Raw genomic sequence first — 20,862 nt, forward strand, 5'->3', positions numbered from 1 at the left:
GACTATCCCCGGTGTCGGAACGGGGAGCGCATGCGGCTCAGCGCGCCCGCGGGTGAGCCGCCGCGTAGACGTCGCGGAGGGCGTCGACGCTGACGTGCGTGTAGATCTGGGTCGTGGCCACCGAGGAGTGGCCGAGCAGCTCCTGCACCACGCGCACATCGGCTCCGCCCTGCAGCAGGTGCGTCGCGAAGGAGTGGCGCAGCGTGTGCGGCGAGACGTGCGCCTCCAGCCCCGCTCCTTCCGCCGCCTGCTGCAGCACGGCCCACGCGCTCTGCCGCGACAGCGCCGCTCCCCGCGCGCCCAGAAAGAGGCGCGACGTGCCCCGGCCGCGGCGCGCGAGCTCGGGGCGGGCGCGCGTGAGGTAGGCGTCGACCGCGGCGCGGGCGTAGGAGCCGACAGGGACGATCCGCTCCTTCGACCCTTTTCCCCGCACCCGCAGGACTTCGCCGTGCGCGAGGTCGTCGACGTCGAGCTGCACGATCTCCGAGACGCGCGCACCGGTCGCGTACAGCAGCTCGACGAGCGCACGGTCGCGAAGCTGGACGGAAGTGGCCGTCTCTGCCTGCCCGGGTGCGGGGCCCGACGCATCGAGGAGACGCTCGACCTGATCGATGGTCAGCGCCTTGGGGAGCCGCTGCGCGAGTTTGGGCGGTCGGAGATCCTGCGCCGGATCGTCCTCGCGGATCCCCTCGCGCACGAGGAACCGGTGCAACCCGCGCACCGAGGACTGCAGCCGGGCGAGGCTGGATGCCGCCGGCCGCGGCTCGGCAGACGCCTTCTCCGCCGCGAATGCGGCGACCTGCGCCGCATCCACCGCGTCGACGTCCTCGATGCCGCGCTCCGCGAGCCACGCCACGTACGTCCCGAGATCCCGGCGGTACGCGTCGACGGTATGCGAGGCCAGCCCGCGCTCGATCGTCACGTGGCGCAGGTACACCTCGACCGCGCGGCCGATGCGCATCTCAGCCGGCCAGGTCGTCCCGGCGGAGCCGCTCGGCCGCGGCGAGCACGCCCGAGATGAGGATGCCGTTGCGCACAGCGCCCGCGAAGATCGCTCCGACGACGTCGGCCAGTGGCACCCACTGCGCGACGATGTCCGCCTCCTCGTCGGTGCGCTCGTGGGCGCTGAGCTGGACCAGATCGCGCGCGAGGAAGACGTGGACGATCTCGTCGCTGCCGCCCGGGCTCGTGAACAGACTCACGAGGGGCTCGAGGCTGCCCGCGGCGAGATCGACCTCCTCCGCGAGCTCCCGACGAGCGGTCTCGGCGGGCGTCTCCCCCGCCACATCGAGCAGCCCCGCCGGGATCTCCCAATCGCGACGTCGAATCGGATGCCGGTACTGCTGGATGAGCAGCACTCGTTCCTCGTCGTCGATGGCCACGACGGCGGCCGCCCCGGTGTGGTCGACGTAGTCGCGGACGATCTCGCCGTCGCCGTAGCGCACCACATCCGAGCGCACGTCCCACACGCGGCCGTGGAAGACCACGCTCGTGTCGACGACCTCGCCGTCGAACCGCTCGTCCTCGATCACGGCCGCGCCCCGCTCACGCGTTCTCGACGTCGAACAGCTCGCTCGCGCGGTGACGGTCCAGCGCCGCGCCGACGAGTCCGCGAAACAGCGGGTGCGGCTCGGTCGGCCGCGAGCGCAGCTCGGGGTGGGCCTGGGTCGCGATGTAGTACGGGTGCACGTCACGCGGCAGCTCGACGTACTCGACCAGACCGAGGTCGGGGTTCAGGCCCGAGAAGACGAGCCCCGCCTCGGCGAGCTGCTCACGGTAGGCGTTGTTGACCTCGTAGCGGTGGCGGTGCCGCTCGGAGGCGCGGGTCGAACCGTAGACCTCCGCCGCGATCGAGCCCTCGGCGAGGTCGGCCGGGTACAGCCCCAGCCGCATCGTGCCGCCCAGGTCGCCGTGGTCGAGGATGTCGACCTGCTCGGCCATCGTGGCAACGACGGGGTGCACCGTGTCGGGGTCGAACTCGCTTGAGGACGCACCCTCCAGGCCCGCCATCGTGCGGGCGTACTCGATGACCATGCACTGCAGGCCGAGGCAGATGCCGAGTGTGGGGATGCCCTGCTCACGCGCGAAGCGCAGAGCACCGAGCTTGCCTTCGATGCCGCGGATGCCGAATCCGCCGGGTACGACGATGCCGTCGACCTCGGCGAGCGCGGCCGCGGCACCCTCGGGCGTCTCGCAGGTGTCGGAAGGGATCCACCGGATGTTGACATGGGTCTCGTGCGCGAAGCCGCCGGCCTTCAACGCCTCCGTCACCGACAGGTAGGCGTCGGGGAGGTCGATGTACTTGCCGACCAGCCCGATGGTGACGTCGTGCTTGGGGTTGTGCACGGCGTTGAGAACCTGCTGCCAGCGCGACCAGTCGACCTCCGCCGCCTTCTCGCTGAGCCCGAGCCGGCGTGCGATGTACGCGTCCAGGCCCTGCTCGTTGAGGGTGGAGGGGATGTCGTAGATGCTCGGCAGATCGACGGTGTTGATGACGCCCTCGACGTCGACGTCGCACATGAGCGCGATCTTGCGCTTGTTGGCGTCGGTGACGGGACGGTCGCTGCGCAGCACCAGGGCGTCGGGCTGGATGCCGATCGAGCGGAGAGCGGCGACGGAGTGCTGCGTGGGCTTGGTCTTCTGCTCCCCCGACGCGCCCATGAAGGGCACGAGGGAGACATGCACGAAGAACACCGTGTCGCGGCCGAGCTCGTGACGCAGCTGACGCGCCGCCTCGAGGAACGGCTGGGATTCGATGTCGCCGACCGTGCCGCCCACCTCGGTGATGATCACGTCGGGCTTGGGCGACTCGCTGGCCTGCAGCCGCATCCGTCGCTTGATCTCGTCGGTGATGTGCGGGATCACCTGCACGGTGTCGCCCAGGTACTCGCCGCGGCGCTCGCGGGCGATCACCTGGGAGTAGATCTGACCGGTCGTGACGTTGGCGGCCTGGCTCAGCTCGATGTCGAGGAAGCGCTCGTAGTGCCCGATGTCGAGGTCGGTCTCGGCGCCGTCGTCGGTGACGAAGACCTCGCCGTGCTGGAACGGATTCATCGTTCCCGGGTCGACGTTCAGGTACGGATCGAGCTTCTGCATGACGACGCGCAGGCCCCGAGCGGTGAGCAGATTGCCCAGGCTGGCCGCGGTCAGGCCCTTGCCCAACGAGGAGACGACACCGCCCGTCACGAAGATGTGCTTGGTGGTGTCGTCGTTGTTCGTACCGTGGAAGAGGCCTGAGCCGGAAGAGTTCGTCACGGGCTTCTATCCTATCAGTGGGCGGGACCGGCGAGGGCGAGCAACTCCCGCGCGTGTGTGAGTGCTGCGTCGGAGTCTGCCAAACCGGACAGCAGTCGCGCCATCTCCGCTTCCCGTTCGGCTCCCGTCAGACGCCGGACGCTGGACTGGGTGACGGAGCCGTCGTTCTGCTTCACGACACTGAGGTGGTTCGTCGCGAACGCCGCCACCTGGGCGAGGTGGGTCACGACGATCACCTGCGAGGTCTCGGCGAGGCGGGCGAGGCGCCGCCCCACCTCGATCGCGGCGGCGCCGCCGATTCCCGCATCCACCTCGTCGAAGACGAACGTGGGCACGGGATCGGTCGCGGCGATCACGACCTCGATCGCGAGCATCACGCGACTGAGCTCGCCGCCCGAGGCCCCCTTGGACACGGGACGCGGAGCAGCCCCAGGATGCGGGGCGAGGAGGATCGCGACCTCGTCGCGTCCCGCCGCGGATGCGGGCGTCTCGCTCACCTGCACCTCGACGCGGGCGTCGGGCAGGGCGAGGGCGTGGAGTTCTTCCGTGACATCGGCCGCCAGCCGCTCCGCCGCCTCACGACGCGCCGCGGTCAGGGTGGTAGCCGCGGCGTCGAGGCGCTCCATGACCTGCGCGCGCTCGGCGCTCAACCGCTCGACGCGCGAGTCGTCGTCGTCGAGCTCGGCCAGGCGGTCAACGCCGTCCGCGGCGAGGGCCAGCGCGGCTTCCAGGCTGCCGTGGGCGCGGACGAGGGCTGCGAGCACGCTGCGGCGCTCCTCGACCGCGGCGAGCTCGGCCGGTCCCGCCTCGTCGAGATCGGCGAGATACCCCGCGACGGCGCCGGCGAGATCGACGATCCGGTACGAGATCTCGGCGGCCTGTTCCGCCATCGCCGCGACGGTGGGGTCGGCGTCGGAGACGCGTTCCAGCGCGCGACGTGCCTCGGCGACCAGGGTGGATGCATCGGGGGCGTCGTGTTCGCTGGCGAGTGCTTCGTGCGCGAGAGCCGCAGCGGCTCGGAGCTCCTCCACATTGGCGAGGAGCTCGGCGCGGGCTGCCAGTTGCACGTCCTCCTCCGGCTGCGGTGCTGCGGCGTCGATCGCGGCGAGATCGGCGCGCAACTGCTCGGCTTCGCGCACCCGCTCATCGCGGCGCTGGACCAGCTCGGCGAGTTCCGTATCCAGGTCGCGCACCCGCTCGTACGCGCGCCGATACTCCTCCAGCGGCACGGCGACGCTCTGTCCTGCATAACGATCGAGGGCGTCGCGCTGCGCCGCGCCGGAGCGCAGGCGCAACTGGTCGGACTGCCCGTGCACGGCCACGAGGAGATCGGCGAGGTCGGTCAAGACGCCGACCGGCGCCGACCGGCCGCCCACCGTGGCACGGCTGCGCCCCTCGGCGCTCAGAGTGCGGCCGAGCAGGAGCTCGGCGCGATCGTCTGCGACGGGGTCCAGATCTCCCCCCGCCTCGCGGACGCGGTCGGCGGCGGCACCGTCGGGATCCACGAGCCAGACGCCCTCGACGGCCGCGGCGGCGGCGCCCGATCGCACGACCCCGGAGTCGGCGCGCGCACCGAGGAGCAGGCCGAGCCCGGTGACGACCATGGTCTTGCCCGCACCGGTCTCACCCGTGATGGCTGTGAAGCCGGGGCCCATGGGCAGCGTGGCGTCGGCGATGACACCGAGCTCACGCAGGCGCATCTCCTCGATCACGCGGTGACCTCGCCCGCCGGTCCCCGCCATCCGGTGACGGGCAGGTGGAATTTCTGCACGAGGCGCTCGGTGAATGCCGGCGGATGCAGGCGCGCGAGACGCACCGGCTCCGAGGAGCGGCGGGCGACGACGCGGGCTCCCGGCGGGAGCTCGTGCGAGCGGCGGCCGTCGCACCAGAGGATGCCGGTACCGTGCGTCCGGGCCAGCACCTCGATCGCGACCGCGGCCTCGGGGCCGACCACGAGCGGCTTCGCGAACAGTGCGTGTGCCGACAGCGGGACGACCGAGATGGCTTCGACGGTCGGCCAGATGATCGGGCCGCCGGCGGAGAAGTTGTAGGCGGTGGAGCCGGTGGGGGTCGCGATGACGACGCCGTCGCATCCGAAGCTCGACAGGGGGCGCCCGTCGATCTCCATGACGACCTCGAGCATCCGCTCGCGGCTCGCCTTCTCGACGGTCGCCTCGTTCAACGCCCAGGTGCTGTAGATGACCTGTCCGGAAGCGTCCTTCACCCGCACCGAGAGGGCGAGGCGCTCCTCGACCCGGTAGTCGCGGGCGATGACCCGAGCCACGGCCTCGTCCATGTCGTCCCGCTCGCTCTCGGCGAGGAAACCCACGTGGCCCATGTTGATGCCGAGCACGGGGGCGGTGCCGCTGCGCACCATCTCGGCGGCGCGGAGGATCGTCCCGTCGCCACCGAGCACGATCGCCAGCTCGATCTCGTGCAGGGGCACATCGACGCCCAGCACGGCCAGGTCGGCGCAGCGCGGCAGCACTTCAGCGAGCTCATCGCGATCGTCTTCTGCCAGCACGGGAGTGGCGCCCGCGGCGCGCAGGGCCGAGATCACCCGATCGGCCGCCTCGACGGTGTCTGCGCGGCGCGCGTGGGCCACCACGAGGATGTGGCGCGGATCGGTCATCGCACTCCCGTCAGCTCGGTCACAGTGCTCTCCCATTCTGACGGAATGCGCCCGCCGGTGCGTCGGAGGTGCACGAGATACTCCTGATTACCGTGGGTTCCGACCACGGGAGAGGCGATCAGGCCCGCCGTCTGCAGCCCCGCGTCCCACGCCTGCCAGAGGACGGTCGAGATCGACTCCGCCCGCTGGGCCGGGTCGGTGACGAGGCCGCCGCGCACAGCGGTGCGGCCCACCTCGAACTGCGGCTTGATGAGCAGCACGATGTCGCTCGTGTCCGTGACGACCGAGCGCACGGGCTCGAGCACGTGGGAGAGGGAGATGAAGGACAGGTCTCCCGTGACGATCTCGGGCGTGTACGGCGTCCCCGCTGCGGCGACGAGGACGGCGGGGTCCATGAAGCGGACGTTGAACCCCTCGACGGCGATCACGCCGGGATCCCGGCGCACGCTCTCGGCGAGCTGGTCGTGCCCGACGTCGACCGCGAGCACCGGCTCGGCGCCCCGCTCGCGGAGTACCTGGGTGAATCCGCCGGTACTGGCACCCATGTCCAGCGCGGCGCGTCCGGCGACGTCGATCGCGAACGCGTCGAGCGCGGCGATCAGCTTGTGCGCGGCGCGGCTGACGTAGTGATCGGATGCGGCGACGGCGATCGCCGCGGACTCGGGCACGCGGTGTGAGGGCTTGACGACGGCGGTGCCGTCGACCGAGACCAGGCCCTGCGTGATGAGCGTCGCAGCGTAGGTGCGCGAGCGCGCGAGCCCGCGGGCGGCGACGGCGGCGTCGAGACGCTCGGTCATCCGGCGTGCGGTCCGGAGTCGAGGCGGCGAGCGATGTCGTCGAGCAGGACCGCATACGCTGCGGCACGATCGCCGAGGCTCTGCTGCTCGATCACCTCGAGTGCGGGCAGCAGATCATCGGCCGGCTCCGTGGGTTCTGCGTGCATCACCCCAGGATACGGCTCACCCCCCGCACGGACAGCGCGTCAGGGCCGATGGAACGGATCCGCGTACAGCTCCTCGGGCACGCGGAACCCGAAGATCGCCCGCCCCGTCGACCAGATCGCCGCAGCACCCGCGCGCACGAGGTCGATCGGACGCGAGCCCGCCGACAGGATGCGCAGGTCCGCGCCGTCCACGGCGACACGCGCATCGCCGACGATCGTCACGTCGCCCTTGACCTTGGTCTGCGGATACGGCTCGTGCAGTTCGCGGAGATCGCCGAGGATGAAGTCGGGACGCGAGGTCGAGGGTGCTGCGAGGACATGCTTGGGCCGATCGATGCCGGTGAGCACGAGTGCCGAGGGGATGCCAGCGGCCTGAGCTCCCGCGATGTCCGTGTCCAGCCGGTCGCCGATGAAGAGCGCGCGGCGCGCGTCGAACCGAGCGAGCGCCTCTTCGAAGATGGGCGTCTCGGGTTTACCCGCGACGACCGCGAGCCGGCCGATGGCGGTGTGGACCGCGGAGACGAGTGTCCCGTTCCCCGGCGCGATGCCCCGGGACTGCGGGATGGTCCAGTCGGTGTTGGTGGCGATCCACGGGATCCCGCCCTCATCTTCCGGTGTCTTGAGCGCGAAGGCGGCCTCGGCGAGATCCGTCCATCCCACGTGCGGCGCGAAGCCCTGCACGACGGCGGCCGGGTCGTCCTCGGCCGATCGCGTGACGACGAAGCCGGCCTTCTCGAGCTCCACGACGAGGCCCTCTCCCCCGACGACGAGGATCGTCGCCCCGGCGGGCACGCGGGTGCGCAGCAGTCGCACCGCGGCCTGGGGACTGGTGACCACATCGTCGGCGGTCACGGTCAGACCGAGCTCGGTGAGGTGCGCGGCGACACTGGCGTCGGTGCGAGACGCGTTGTTGGTGATGAAGCCGAGTCGACGCGTCGCCGCGACGGTGTTCAGCGCATCGACCGCGTGCGGGAGCGCGCCCGCACCGGCGTACACGACGCCGTCGAGGTCGGCCAACACGGTGTCCACACCGTCGAGCGGGGTGGGAGCGGGGCGACCGAACAGTGCCATCAGCGCTCCTGGTCCTCGTCATCGTCTGCGGTCGTCGAGCTCTGTGCGTCGGCGGCCGCATCCGCGGCGGCGAGGAGTTCCTCCACCTCCGCAGCGATCGAGTAGTCGTCCTCGTCGGCGTCGCCGTCCTGGCCGGCGTCGGCCTGCGGATCCTCGTCCGCGTCCGACTCCTCGGCGTCGGTGTCCTCGACGAACTCCTCGTCGAAGATCTCCTCGACGTAGATCTCCTCGTCGGATCCGTTGCCCGCTGCCTCGTCGAGTGCTTCGGCGGCGATGTCCGCCCGCCGCGTCCACTCGGCAGCTTCCTCGTCGCGACCCAGCTCTTCGAGCACCGCTGCGCGGGCTGCGAATAGAGCGGGGCTCCACTCGAAGGCGCGGTCGGGGTCGAGCTCGGGGATGTCCAGTTCGGCGAGGGCGCGCTCGGTCTCACCGAGATCCAGACGGGCACCGGACAGCGCGATCGCGAGGGATACGCGCACCGCGACCGGAAGCGTGTTCCGATCGACGGCGCGACCGACCTCGATCGCACGGTCGGGACGCCCGACACCGCGCTCACTGTCGACCATGAGGGCGATCTGGTCCTCGTTGCCGGAGATCCGACGGTAGGTGCGCAGCTCGCGCAGTGCGAGCGCGTAATCGCCGGTTGCGTAGGCGGTGATGGCGACGCTCTCGCGCACGACGGCGATGCGACCGGCACGGCGGGATGCGGCAAGGGCGTGCTCGTGCGCGCGCTGCGGGTCCTCGTCGATCAGGCGCCCGGCCATCACCAGGTGACGGGCGACCTCCTCGGCGTTCTCCTTGCTGAGCGTCTTGAGCTCGTTCCGTGCGCTGGGGTGCAGATCGCGCGCCGTGATCTCCTCGGGGACCTCGGGCTCTGCGACCTTGGCCGCGCGCACCGCATCGCGCTGCGGCGGACGGGAGGAACGATCGGAGTCGTAACCGCCGCGGGAGGGGCGGTCGCCACCTTCGCGGGGACGGTACGGCCGGTCGCCCTCCTGGCGCGGACGATAGGGCCGGTCGCCGCCTTCGCGGGGACGGTACGGCCGGTCGCCGCCTTCGCGGGGGCGGTAGGGGCGGTCGCCCTCCTGGCGGGGACGGTACGGCCGGTCGCCGCCTTCGCGGGGACGGTACGGCCGGTCGCCGCCTTCGCGGGGACGGTACGGCCGGTCGCCGCCTTCGCGGGGACGGTACGGCCGGTCGCCGCCTTCGCGGGGACGGTACGGCCGGTCGCCGCCTTCGCGGGGACGGTACGGCCGGTCGCCACCCTCGCGGGGACGGAAGGGGCGGTCGCCGTCGCGGCGCGGGCGGTCGGCCTGCGCGCCGTCACGCGGACGGTACGGACGATCGCCATCCTGACGCGGACGGTACGGACGATCGCCACCCTCGCGAGGGCGGAACGGGCGGTCACCGTCACGACGAGGACGCTCCGAACCCTGACCGTCCTGACGCGGACGGTACGGACGATCGCCACCCTCGCGAGGGCGGAACGAGCGGTCACCGTCACGGCGCGGGCGGTCAGCCTGGGCGCCATCCCGCGGACGGTAGGAGCGGTCACCGTCCTGACGCGGACGGTACGGACGGTCGCCGTCGCGGCGGGGACGCTCCGACCCCTGGCCGTCCTGACGAGGACGGTAGGAACGGTCGCCGTTCTGATGCGGGCGGTCGCCGCCGCGGGCGCGCGAAGACTCCCGACGCTGCTCGTTGTCGTCGTTGTTCGTCATTCGCTCTCTCCTCGCGACGTAAACCCCTGGAAAAACAGAAATGGCCACCCAGCTTTGGGTGGCCATTTCTAAAAGGAGTCCGGCGGTGTCCTACTCTCCCACAGGGTCCCCCCTGCAGTACCATCGGCGCTGAGAGGCTTAGCTTCCGGGTTCGGAATGGGACCGGGCGTTTCCCTCTCGCTATGGCCGCCGAAACACTATTGATGTTTCAAGTCATGCACACAACAAAAGAATGTTGTCTGCGGTTCTCGACCGTACATCGAGAACCACTCAGTGGACGCGAACAGCTTCAGTTCAAACGAAGTGTTATCAAGTCATCGGCTTATTAGTACCAGTCAGCTACACGCATTACTGCGCTTCCACATCTGGCCTATCAACCCAGTAGTCTGGCTGGGAGCCTCTCACCCGAAGGTATGGAAGTCTCATCTTGAGGCCGGCTTCCCGCTTAGATGCTTTCAGCGGTTATCCATCCCGAACGTAGCTAATCAGCGGTGCTCCTGGCGGAACAACTGACACACCAGAGGTTCGTCCAACCCGGTCCTCTCGTACTAGGGTCAGATCCTCTCAAACTTCCTACGCGCGCAGCGGATAGGGACCGAACTGTCTCACGACGTTCTAAACCCAGCTCGCGTACCGCTTTAATGGGCGAACAGCCCAACCCTTGGGACCTACTCCAGCCCCAGGATGCGACGAGCCGACATCGAGGTGCCAAACCATGCCGTCGATATGGACTCTTGGGCAAGATCAGCCTGTTATCCCCGAGGTACCTTTTATCCGTTGAGCGACAGCGCTTCCACAAGCCACTGCCGGATCACTAGTCCCGACTTTCGTCCCTGCTCGACCTGTCAGTCTCACAGTCAAGCTCCCTTGTGCACTTACACTCGCCACCTGATTGCCAACCAGGTTGAGGGAACCTTTGGGCGCCTCCGTTACTTTTTGGGAGGCAACCGCCCCAGTTAAACTACCCACCAGGCACTGTCCCTGAACCGGATTACGGTTCGAAGTTAGATATCCAGAGTGACCAGAGTGGTATTTCAACAATGACTCCACAAACACTGGCGTGTCTGCTTCACAGTCTCCCACCTATCCTACACAAGCCACACCGAACACCAATACCAAGCTGTAGTAAAGGTCACGGGGTCTTTCCGTCCTGCTGCGCGTAACGAGCATCTTTACTCGTAATGCAATTTCGCCGAGTTCGCGGTTGAGACAGTTGGGAAGTCGTTACGCCATTCGTGCAGGTCGGAACTTACCCGACAAGGAATTTCGCTACCTTAGGATGGTTATAGTTACCACCGCCGTTTACTGGGGCTTAAATTCGCAGCTTCGCTTACGCTAACCGCTCCTCTTAACCTTCCAGCACCGGGCAGGCGTCAGTCCGTATACATCGTCTTGCGACTTGGCACGGACCTGTGTTTTTAGTAAACAGTCGCTACCCACTAGTCTCTGCGGCCACCACACCCTTTCCGGAGCAAGTCCGTATAAGTGGATGGCCCCCCTTCTCCCGAAGTTACGGGGGCATTTTGCCGAGTTCCTTAACCACGATTCTCTCGATCTCCTTGGTATTCTCTACCTGACCACCTGAGTCGGTTTGGGGTACGGGCAGCTAGAACCTCGCGTCGATGCTTTTCTCGGCAGCATAGGATCACCCACTTTTTATCCGCATCGTGTCTCAGCCGAACGAGTCGCGGATTTGCCTACGACTCAGCCTACGCACTTGCCCCGGGACAACCATCGCCCGGGTTGGGCTACCTTCCTGCGTCACACCTGTTAATACGCTAACCGCACCAGCGTGGGGTCGAGCGTTCACCAAGACGGCATCACCCCGAAGGGATCCACACATTCCTGGCTAGGACTCTTAGCACCACTGGATTAGCTTGGGCGGTTCTTCGCCGGTACGGGAATATCAACCCGTTGTCCATCGACTACGCCTGTCGGCCTCGCCTTAGGTCCCGACTTACCCAGGGAAGATTAGCTTGACCCTGGAACCCTTGGTCTTTCGGAGGACGTGTTTCTCACACGTCTTTCGCTACTCATGCCTGCATTCTCACTCGTGTAGCCTCCACGGCTGGTTCACACCGCCGCTTCGCTGGCCACACGACGCTCTCCTACCCATCAACACGGCTGGACCACGAAGGCCTACCAATAATGTCAATGCCACAACTTCGGTGGCGTGCTTGAGCCCCGTTACATTGTCGGCGCGGAATCACTTGACCAGTGAGCTATTACGCACTCTTTCAAGGGTGGCTGCTTCTAAGCCAACCTCCTGGTTGTCACAGCAACTCCACATCCTTTCCCACTTAGCACGCGCTTAGGGACCTTAGTTGGTGGTCTGGGTTGTTTCCCTCTCGACTATGAAGCTTATCCCCCACAGTCTCACTGCTGCGCTCTCACTTACCGGCATTCGGAGTTTGGCTGACGTCAGTAACCTTGTAGGGCCCATCGGCCATCCAGTAGCTCTACCTCCGGCAAGAAACACGCAACGCTGCACCTAAATGCATTTCGGAGAGAACCAGCTATCACGAAGTTTGATTGGCCTTTCACCCCTATCCACAGCTCATCCCCTCAGTTTTCAACCTAAGTGGGTTCGGTCCTCCACGACGTCTTACCGTCGCTTCAACCTGGCCATGGATAGATCACTTCGCTTCGGGTCTAGGACACGCGACTGAATCGCCCTATTCAGACTCGCTTTCGCTACGGCTACCCCACACGGGTTAACCTCGCCACGTATCGCTAACTCGCAGGCTCATTCTTCAAAAGGCACGCTGTCACCCCTACTAAGGAGGCTCCAACGGTTTGTAAGCAAACGGTTTCAGGTACTATTTCACTCCCCTCCCGGGGTACTTTTCACCTTTCCCTCACGGTACTTGTCCGCTATCGGTCATCTGGGAGTATTTAGGCTTATCAGGTGGTCCTGACAGATTCACACGGGATTTCTCGGGCCCCGTGCTACTTGGGATACTCTCCACGCCAGAACACGCATTTCGACTACGGGGCTGGCACCCACTATGGCTGGCCTTTCAAGACCATTCGTCTATACGCTTCTGTCACGTCGATCACCCGGCAGGATGATCAAGAAAGTCCCACAACCCCCAACGTGCAACGCCTGCCGGCTATCACACACGCTAGGTTTAGCCTCTTCCGATTTCGCTCGCCACTACTCACGGAATCACGGTTGTTTTCTCTTCCTGTGGGTACTGAGATGTTTCACTTCCCCACGTTCCCTCTACCCGCCCTATATATTCAGGCGGGAGTCACTAGGTCGGCACGCCGCCCAGCGGGGTTTCCCCATTCGGAGACCCTCGGATCAAAGTGTGCTTATCCACTCCCCGAGGCTTATCGCAGATTGCTACGTCCTTCTTCGGCTCCAGATGCCAAGGCATCCACCGTTTGCTCTTAAAGACTTGAAATCACATGAGTTTGAATCGTCAACTCGAAAATTGACTAAATGATCTAAAAAAGATCACCTGTGAAATGAATCCGAAGATTCATCTCTAAGATGCTCGCGTCCACTGTGTAGTTCTCAAAGTACGGGCGGTACCAACCCCCACTGCACAAGCAGCAGAAGAAGGCCCAGAGGTACAGCCGCAACCCCCAAAGGAGTCACACCCGGTCCCTCAGGACCCAACAGCGTGCATGCACCAAACCCCTCCGACCCCACCTTTCCAACCGCAAGCGGCGTACTCAGCAGAACCCTCAGACCCTGATGCCTCGTCAAATGTTCCACCCATGAGCTCCCAGCGAAGAACGTGTGCCTTCGAACTGGGTTCTGGAAGTCCGAAGACTTCAGATGCTCCTTAGAAAGGAGGTGATCCAGCCGCACCTTCCGGTACGGCTACCTTGTTACGACTTAGTCCTAATTACCGATCCCACCTTCGACGGCTCCCTCCACAAGGGTTAGGCCACCGGCTTCAGGTGTTACCGACTTTCATGACTTGACGGGCGGTGTGTACAAGACCCGGGAACGTATTCACCGCAGCGTTGCTGATCTGCGATTACTAGCGACTCCGACTTCATGAGGTCGAGTTGCAGACCTCAATCCGAACTGGGACCGGCTTTTTGGGATTCGCTCCACCTCACGGTATTGCAGCCCTTTGTACCGGCCATTGTAGCATGCGTGAAGCCCAAGACATAAGGGGCATGATGATTTGACGTCATCCCCACCTTCCTCCGAGTTGACCCCGGCAGTATCCCATGAGTTCCCACCATTACGTGCTGGCAACATAGAACGAGGGTTGCGCTCGTTGCGGGACTTAACCCAACATCTCACGACACGAGCTGACGACAACCATGCACCACCTGTATACGAGTGTCCAAAGAGTTCTACATTTCTGCAGCGTTCTCGTATATGTCAAGCCTTGGTAAGGTTCTTCGCGTTGCATCGAATTAATCCGCATGCTCCGCCGCTTGTGCGGGTCCCCGTCAATTCCTTTGAGTTTTAGCCTTGCGGCCGTACTCCCCAGGCGGGGAACTTAATGCGTTAGCTGCGTCACGGAAACCGTGGAATGGTCCCCACAACTAGTTCCCAACGTTTACGGGGTGGACTACCAGGGTATCTAAGCCTGTTTGCTCCCCACCCTTTCGCTCCTCAGCGTCAGTTACGGCCCAGAGATCTGCCTTCGCCATCGGTGTTCCTCCTGATATCTGCGCATTCCACCGCTACACCAGGAATTCCAATCTCCCCTACCGCACTCTAGTCTGCCCGTACCCACTGCAGGCTGGAGGTTGAGCCTCCAGTTTTCACAGCAGACGCGACAAACCGCCTACGAGCTCTTTACGCCCAATAATTCCGGATAACGCTTGCGCCCTACGTATTACCGCGGCTGCTGGCACGTAGTTAGCCGGCGCTTTTTCTGCAAGTACCGTCACTTTCGCTTCTTCCTTGCTAAAAGAGGTTTACAACCCGAAGGCCGTCATCCCTCACGCGGCGTTGCTGCATCAGGCTTTCGCCCATTGTGCAATATTCCCCACTGCTGCCTCCCGTAGGAGTCTGGGCCGTGTCTCAGTCCCAGTGTGGCCGGTCACCCTCTCAGGCCGGCTACCCGTCGACGCCTTGGTGAGCCATTACCTCACCAACAAGCTGATAGGCCGCGAGCCCATCCTGAACCAAAAAATCTTTCCAAACGTTGACCATGCGGCCACGTCTCGTATCCAGTATTAGACGCCGTTTCCAGCGCTTATCCCAGAGTCCAGGGCAGGTTGCTCACGTGTTACTCACCCGTTCGCCACTGATCCACAGAGCAAGCTCTGCTTCACCGTTCGACTTGCATGTGTTAAGCACGCCGCCAGCGTTCATCCTGAGCCAGGATCAAACTCTCCGTAAAAGAAAAATGCATACACACAACGGAAAAAGAAGTGCGCAGCGAGTTTGAACTGACCAAAAGGATGCCATTACTGACAATCCATAACGCCAACCCCAAAGGGTTGGACTTGATCCAAAGGAATCTCACCCAGCCGAAGCTGGAACGAGGTTATTTGGCATTTGACAAGTGCACGCTGTTGAGTTCTCAAGGAACGGATGCTCCCACCATCGGACCTCTCGGTCGTCACCATGGGGCAACTATTCGTTTCTCCCGGCTCGGTGTCGGATCGGCGCTTCGCTCTTGACAGAGCAGTGGTCCCAAGATCTGACTCGTGGAGTTCGGGATCCTCATCCTACTCGCATCTGCGACAAGATCTCAAGTCGAGATCTTCAGGATGAGGGGTGGTTCTCCGCTTGAGGGGGCGCCGGGCCTCTCGGCCTCTCCGCTCTTCCCTGTGGGGCGAACAAGTAATAAGTTACGTGGGTTCCGGCCATCTGCCAACTCGAGCGCAACCCCCGGGCGTGTCGCGCGTCTTTCCGCGGTCGACGGCGGGGTCACTCCCCCGTCAGGAACTCGATTGCCGCCGCGCGGAAGACGCGTGAGCCGGGGGCGTTGAAGTGGTGCCGGTCGGGGATCTCCACGAACGTGCCACGCGGTGCGGCCGCGGCCAGGGCGCGCGAGCCCTCGATGATGGCGTCCTGGGTGCCCGTGGCGAACAGCACCGGCTGCGTCGGCGCGAGCGCGGGGTCCGGGTCGGCGGTCCCCGACGAGCGCAGCCCCTGCGCGATCGCCCACAGTGCGCGCAGATCGTTTCCCGGCACCCGCTCGGTGAGGGCGATGTAGTTCTGGGTGACGCGATCGGTGACCGGCGTCCCGTCCTGGATGAGCGCGCTCACCTGGTCCAGGTCGAGGCGGGCGAGCGGGACGCCGTCGGGGACACCCCCGAGCACTCCCCGCAGCACGCGCTCGGGGAGATCGCGAAGGACCTCCCACCCCACCCGTGCTCCCAGGGAGTAGCCCACGTACACGGCGTCATCGATCAGGTACGTGTCCATGACGGCCTCGACGTCGCGGGCGAGCTCGCGCAGGTCGTAGTCCCGCGCCTCGTGCGGTTTGTCGCTCGCGCCGTGCCCGCGTTGATCCAGACCGACCACGCGGAATCCCGCCCGCTGCAGGTCGCGCACCCATCCGGTGCTGACCCAGTTGTCCCGCGTGCTCGAGGCGAACCCGTGCACGACCACGGCTGTCGGCGCGTCCGGCTCCCCCCAGGAGTAGGTGGCGATGCGATGTCCTTCGCCCACCATCACGTAGCGGGGCTCGGGCATCTCGGTCAGGGCGGGCAGCGCAGCGGTCACGCCTCGATTCTGCTCCTTATCGCATCGCCGCGCCGCGCGAGCGGCGCCGGACGACGATCCCGCAGAGCACGAGCGTGCCCGCGGCCCACACGGCGCAGGCCGGCGGCAGCATGCGGTACGCCAGGTGGGCGACGGTGAACTCGGAGGTGAGCGGACCGTAGAGGGCGAGGCCGATCCCCCACGCCGCGATCAGGACGGCGGGAAGCGTCGCCACCCACACGGCACCCACCCATCGCGGAGTCCGCGACGCGTACGGGACACGGGGACGACGACGCAACCACAGCAGCGCCCACACCGCGATGATCGCCAGACCGATCGCGCTGGAGCCGTGCTGCAGCCACTTGATCCCCGCGAGGGGACCCCATTGGTCCTCCAGCGCCGGGAAGATCTCCGAGCCCAGCCGCCCCTCGTGGGTGAACGCGTCCCAGGCGATGTGGCTCGCGACCCCGATTGCCAGCGACGCCACCAGGAGCAGCACCGCGCCCGCGGACCCGCCGAACGTCTCCCGCCAGATCGTGCGCACCGGCGCATCCCATGCCGCAGGCAGGCGTTCGGCCAGTGGTCCGGGCGCGAGCTCCCGCGCGGCCGGGCGGAGCAGGACGCGCCACAGCAACAGCAGAGCGAGCGCCAGCAGCGCCGTCACCGGGAGCCATCGGAGGTCGTGCGTGATGCCGTACGTCACGGGGAACCCGCGCACGAACAACGGGAGATCCGGCGTCATCGCCCCCACCGCGATCGCCGCCGGAACAAGCGGCGTCCGCACGAACGGCAACGCGAGGACCGCATGGCTCGGGGTGAACGGCATGTCAGCCCCGCGGAACCAGCCCCGCGAGCGTCTTCTTGCCTCGGCGGATGATCGACACGCCGCCCGGCAGCCCGGCACGGACGGTCGTCGACTCGTCGGCGACGCGTTCGCCGTCGAGGCTGACCCCGCCCTGCGCCACGGCGCGCCGCGCCTCGCTCAGCGAGGAGACGAGGCCTGTGGCGACCAGCGCCTGCGCCACGGTCATCTCCGGCTCGATCGCAGCGTTCGGCAATTCGTCGATCGCCGCGCGCAGCGTCGCCGCATCCAGAGCGGTGAGATCGCCCTGCCCGAAGAGTGCCTCGGATGCGGCCACGACCGCCTCCGCAGCTTCGAGTCCGTGGACGAGCGCCGTGACCTCCAGCGCGAGACGCTTCTGCGCCGCCCGGCGGAACGGCTCTGCCTGCACCTGCTCGGCGTACCGGTCGATCTCCTCACGGGTGAGGAACGTGAACACCTTGAGACGATCGATCACGTCGGCGTCGTCGGTGTTCAGCCAGAACTGGTACATGCGGTAGGGACTGCACATCTCGGCGTCCAGCCAGACCGCGTTGCCCTCGCTCTTGCCGAACTTCGTGCCGTCGCTGTTGGTGATCAGAGGCGTTCCGATCGCGTGCACCGAGACACCTTCGACACGGTGGATGAGGTCGGTACCGCTGGTGAGGTTGCCCCACTGGTCGGATCCGCCCGTCTGCAGGACGCAGCCGTACTGGCGGTACAGCTCCAGGTAGTCGAGCCCCTGCAGGATCTGGTAGCTGAACTCCGTGTAGCTGATACCCGCCTCGGAGTTCAGACGCGCGCTGACCGCATCCTTCTTGAGCATCGTGCCGACACGGAAGTGCTTGCCGACCTCGCGGAGGAAATCGATCGCCGACAGCGGTGCGGTCCAGTCGAGGTTGTTGACGATGCGCGCCGCGTTCTCGCCGTCGAAGCTGAGAAAGCGCTCGACCTGCGCGCGTAGCCGCAGAACCCACTCTTCGACGGTCTCGCGGGTGTTGAGCGTGCGCTCGGCCGACGGGCGCGGGTCTCCGATGAGTCCGGTGGATCCTCCGACCAGGCCGAGCGGGCGATGGCCCGCGAGCTGCAGCCGGCGCATGACGATCAGCTGCACGAGATTGCCGAGGTGCAGGCTCGGTGCCGTCGGATCGAAGCCGCAGTAATACGTGATTGGCCCCTCGCCCAGCACGGCACGCAGCGCCTCGGGATCGGTGGACACATGCACGGAACCGCGCCAGACCAGTTCGTCCCACACGTTCGAGAACGAGGGGTCGTTGGCGGGGGCGGTCGCGCTCACAACGGGCGTAGACACGCGTGCCAGCGTAGCAACTGGCCGGCCCTCCACCCTCCGCACGGCGCGGCAGGACGGTGCGCGTCGGAAGGGGCTGGGACACTGGCACCATGTTCGCCCTCTCCCCCGAGCTGATCGTCGCCGGCGTCACGAGCCTCGCGCTGCTGCTCGCGCTGGCGGCGGCGCTGATCCTGGTGCTCGTCGCGCGCCGTCGTCCCGCCGATGCCGCCCTCGCGGTGGCCACGGGGCTCGTGCTCGTGGGGCTCGTGAGCGTCGTCGTGCTCCCGGTGGAGATCCCCCTGATCATCGGCCTCCCCCTGGCCCTGCTCGGAACCGCCCTCGCGGTGACCGGCGGCGACCCCGTGACCCGACGCATCCTCGACATCGCCACGCACGGCCAGGTCCGAGAGGGGGATGCGGGCGGCATCCTCGTCTTCCGATCGCGCACCGCCGAGGGCACGGAGGCCGGGTTGGAAGAGGTGCTGCGCGGCGGCACCACGATCGGCTACCTCGAGCGACTCGCCGTCGTGCTGTCGCTGCTGGCGGGGTTCCCGGAAGCCATCGCCGTCGTCGTCGCCATCAAGGGCATCGGCCGCTTCTCCGAACTCGCGACCTCGGCCGCCCGCGAGCGCTTCATCGTCGGGACGCTCGCCAGTCTCCTGTGGGCGGGGATGGTCGGCGCGCTCGTGCGCCTCGCGATCTTCTGATGCGTCTCACCGACGCCACTGCGCGAAGCCCTCGACGAGACCGGCCGCTCCGGATGCGGTGAGCAGCTGCGACACCGCGGACTGCGTGATCTGCTCGCGTGCCGCCAGCTCCCGCTGGGTGAGCCCCATGCAGCGCCCGTAGACCAGACGGCGCACCCGCTCCCCCATCGCGCTCACGAGTTCGTCGCGCGCCCAGACGTACGCGTTCGCCAGACGCACCTGCTCATGCACCGCCGCATCCTCGTCCTCTGCGGCGGCGATCCAGGTGCGCGCCGCCGGCATCGCGCGCACCTGCTTCGCGTGAAGGGTGTCGATCGCGGCGCGGGCGGCCCACCACGCAGGTCCCTCGGCCAGCTGCCCCGCCGTCGCGTCCACCGTGTACGCCTCACCGAGACCGATGCCGAACCGGCACTCGAGTCCGTCGGGGAGCGCCAGCGTGAGCAGCAGGATGCTGGCGAGAGCCGCGCCGAGGTCGGGGTACTCCCCCTGGAACTCGTCGCCCACGGTCGCGGTCAGCACGCGCTCCGCCAGAGGCAGGTCGGCTTCCACGGCGGCGAACACCGCTTCGATGCGGCGCTGCGCATCGGTACGATCCGGGAGCGCGCGCGATCCGATGATGTCTGCGGTCACCACGGTAGCCATGCCTGAAGAATAAGCTAATAACTAATGTCATAGCAAAATAAGCGTTTAGCTTATTTCACCCGAATCGACCGTTCACGTAGTCGAAGGTGCGCGGGTCGAGCGGCTCCGCGAACATCGCGTCCGTGTCACCGTGCTCCACGATATGACCGGGTTGCCCTTGCGACGCCAGGAAGAACGCGCACTGGTCCGAGACGCGTTGCGCCTGCTGCATGTTGTGGGTGACGATGACGATCGTCACCTCGTGGGCGAGCTCCAGCATCGTCTCCTCGATGACACGCGTGGAGGTCGGATCGAGCGCCGAGCACGGTTCGTCCATGAGCAGGACACGGGGACGAACCGCCAGCGACCGTGCGATGCAGAGTCGCTGCTGCTGGCCGCCCGAGAGCCCTCCGCCGGGTGAGCGCAACCGATCCTTCAGCTCGGACCAGAGACCGGCCTTGGTCAGACACGTCTCCACGAGATGGTCTTTGCGGTCGCGATCGGCGCGGATACCTGTGAGCGCCAGCCCCGCCAGCACGTTGTCGTAGATCGACATCGCGGGGAACGGGTTCGGCTTCTGGAACACCATCCCGATGCGCTTCCGGGCGTCCACGACGGGGAGCGTCGGTTCGTAGATGTCGTCGCCGTCGAGGAGCACTTCGCCGGCGAGCGACGCGGAAGGCACCAGCTCGTGCATACGGTTCAGGATCCGCAGGAAGGTCGACTTGCCGCATCCGGATGGCCCGATCAACGCGGTGATCCGGCCTGCGGGCATCGTGAGCGAGACATCCTGCAGCACCTGGTGTTCGCCGAACCAGGCGGAGATCAATCGGGCGTCGAGCTGAGCGGGAGCGACGAGCGCAGCGGCAGCGAGCTGGGCCTCGGCGAACTCGAGACGCTCGCGCGTCGCGGCCGCGCCGCCGGTGAGCACGATCGCCGAAGGCGCCGGCGCAGGCGCGACCCCGCGCCCGAGGGCGCGACCGAGGAAACGCGGCCGTTGACGCTGATCGCGACGGGATGCGGGGGGCACGTCGGCGACGAGGGCCGAGTCGCGGACCACCTCGGTCACCGGTTCGTCGGAGGCGGAGGGTGTCGTCGCCGCGGAAGACGGCGCATCCGCACGATGTGCGACCGAGACCACCTCGGTGATGGTCTCGTCGTCCT

At 66.5% G+C, this 20,862-nt stretch carries 15 protein-coding genes and 3 rRNA genes; 1 reads left to right on the forward strand and 17 read right to left on the reverse strand.

The genetic code is table 11. From position 1 onward, the window contains the following. Window positions 1–37: 37 nt before the first annotated feature. The 15 genes from xerD to tyrS form a co-directional block, all read right to left on the reverse strand. A complete protein-coding gene (xerD, locus tag LXM64_RS10520; RefSeq protein ID WP_234073171.1) occupies window positions 38–961 on the reverse strand; it encodes a site-specific tyrosine recombinase XerD in 924 nt (307 codons plus the stop codon). A 1-nt stretch (window position 962) separates the two neighbouring features. After that, window positions 963–1,532, reverse strand: a complete 570-nt coding sequence (locus tag LXM64_RS10525; protein ID WP_234073172.1) for an NUDIX domain-containing protein — start codon at window positions 1,530–1,532, stop codon at window positions 963–965. 13 nt (window positions 1,533–1,545) lie between these two features. Beyond that, window positions 1,546–3,255: a CTP synthase gene (locus LXM64_RS10530; RefSeq protein ID WP_234073173.1), complete on the reverse strand. Its 1,710-nt coding sequence runs from the start codon at window positions 3,253–3,255 to the stop codon at window positions 1,546–1,548. 14 nt (window positions 3,256–3,269) lie between these two features. Continuing rightward, the gene (gene recN, locus LXM64_RS10535; RefSeq protein ID WP_234073174.1) at window positions 3,270–4,967 is read right to left on the reverse strand and encodes a DNA repair protein RecN; all 1,698 of its coding nucleotides are present in this window, start codon (window positions 4,965–4,967) and stop codon (window positions 3,270–3,272) included. After that, on the reverse strand, window positions 4,964–5,887 hold the full coding sequence (locus tag LXM64_RS10540) for an NAD kinase (protein WP_137416637.1): 924 nt from the start codon (window positions 5,885–5,887) through the stop codon (window positions 4,964–4,966). The genes recN and LXM64_RS10540 overlap by 4 nt, the downstream gene beginning before the upstream one ends. Continuing rightward, a complete protein-coding gene (locus LXM64_RS10545) occupies window positions 5,884–6,684 on the reverse strand; it encodes a TlyA family RNA methyltransferase (RefSeq protein WP_234073175.1) in 801 nt (266 codons plus the stop codon). Before LXM64_RS10545 ends, LXM64_RS10540 begins: the two co-directional genes overlap by 4 nt. Further along, a complete protein-coding gene (locus tag LXM64_RS10550) occupies window positions 6,681–6,830 on the reverse strand; it encodes a hypothetical protein (RefSeq protein WP_192900680.1) in 150 nt (49 codons plus the stop codon). Before LXM64_RS10550 ends, LXM64_RS10545 begins: the two co-directional genes overlap by 4 nt. Window positions 6,831–6,869: 39 nt before the next feature. Next, complete coding sequence (locus tag LXM64_RS10555) at window positions 6,870–7,901, reverse strand: HAD-IIA family hydrolase (RefSeq protein WP_234073176.1); 1,032 nt, start codon at window positions 7,899–7,901, stop codon at window positions 6,870–6,872. Next, window positions 7,901–9,622 (reverse strand): primosomal protein, encoded by a 1,722-nt coding sequence (locus tag LXM64_RS10560; RefSeq protein WP_234073177.1) that lies wholly within the window; start codon window positions 9,620–9,622, stop codon window positions 7,901–7,903. The genes LXM64_RS10555 and LXM64_RS10560 overlap by 1 nt, the downstream gene beginning before the upstream one ends. 77 nt (window positions 9,623–9,699) lie before the next feature. Then, window positions 9,700–9,816: ribosomal RNA gene (gene rrf, locus LXM64_RS10565) — 5S ribosomal RNA — on the reverse strand. Between the two features lie 111 nt (window positions 9,817–9,927). Further along, a 23S ribosomal RNA gene (locus LXM64_RS10570) occupies window positions 9,928–13,032 on the reverse strand. Between the two features lie 391 nt (window positions 13,033–13,423). Beyond that, a 16S ribosomal RNA gene (locus tag LXM64_RS10575) occupies window positions 13,424–14,946 on the reverse strand. The 16S, 23S and 5S rRNA genes sit together here, the layout of an rRNA operon. Before the next feature lie 533 nt (window positions 14,947–15,479). Beyond that, window positions 15,480–16,280 carry an alpha/beta fold hydrolase gene (locus LXM64_RS10580; protein WP_234073178.1) on the reverse strand — a complete coding sequence of 267 codons (801 nt, stop codon included), beginning with the start codon at window positions 16,278–16,280 and terminating at the stop codon, window positions 15,480–15,482. A gap of 16 nt (window positions 16,281–16,296) precedes the next feature. Beyond that, on the reverse strand, window positions 16,297–17,085 hold the full coding sequence (locus LXM64_RS10585; RefSeq protein ID WP_234073179.1) for a DUF4184 family protein: 789 nt from the start codon (window positions 17,083–17,085) through the stop codon (window positions 16,297–16,299). A 1-nt stretch (window position 17,086) separates the two neighbouring features. Then, window positions 17,087–18,391 carry a tyrosine--tRNA ligase gene (gene tyrS / locus LXM64_RS10590; RefSeq protein WP_234073180.1) on the reverse strand — a complete coding sequence of 435 codons (1,305 nt, stop codon included), beginning with the start codon at window positions 18,389–18,391 and terminating at the stop codon, window positions 17,087–17,089. A gap of 89 nt (window positions 18,392–18,480) precedes the next feature. Here tyrS and LXM64_RS10595 point away from each other — a divergent pair, with 89 nt between their 5' ends. Then, window positions 18,481–19,077, forward strand: a complete 597-nt coding sequence (locus LXM64_RS10595) for a hypothetical protein (RefSeq protein ID WP_234073181.1) — start codon at window positions 18,481–18,483, stop codon at window positions 19,075–19,077. 6 nt (window positions 19,078–19,083) lie between these two features. On the opposite strand, the gene LXM64_RS10600 is transcribed toward LXM64_RS10595, so the two are convergent. Both LXM64_RS10600 and LXM64_RS10605 read right to left on the reverse strand, forming a co-directional pair. After that, on the reverse strand, window positions 19,084–19,719 hold the full coding sequence (locus tag LXM64_RS10600; RefSeq protein WP_234073182.1) for a SatD family protein: 636 nt from the start codon (window positions 19,717–19,719) through the stop codon (window positions 19,084–19,086). Window positions 19,720–19,774: 55 nt separating this feature from the next. Further along, window positions 19,775–20,527 (reverse strand): phosphate ABC transporter ATP-binding protein, encoded by a 753-nt coding sequence (locus LXM64_RS10605; RefSeq protein ID WP_234075460.1) that lies wholly within the window; start codon window positions 20,525–20,527, stop codon window positions 19,775–19,777. Between the last annotated feature and the right edge of the window lie 335 nt (window positions 20,528–20,862).

This window comes from Microbacterium binotii (genome assembly GCF_021398715.1).
GTDB lineage: Bacteria > Actinomycetota > Actinomycetes > Actinomycetales > Microbacteriaceae > Microbacterium > Microbacterium binotii_A.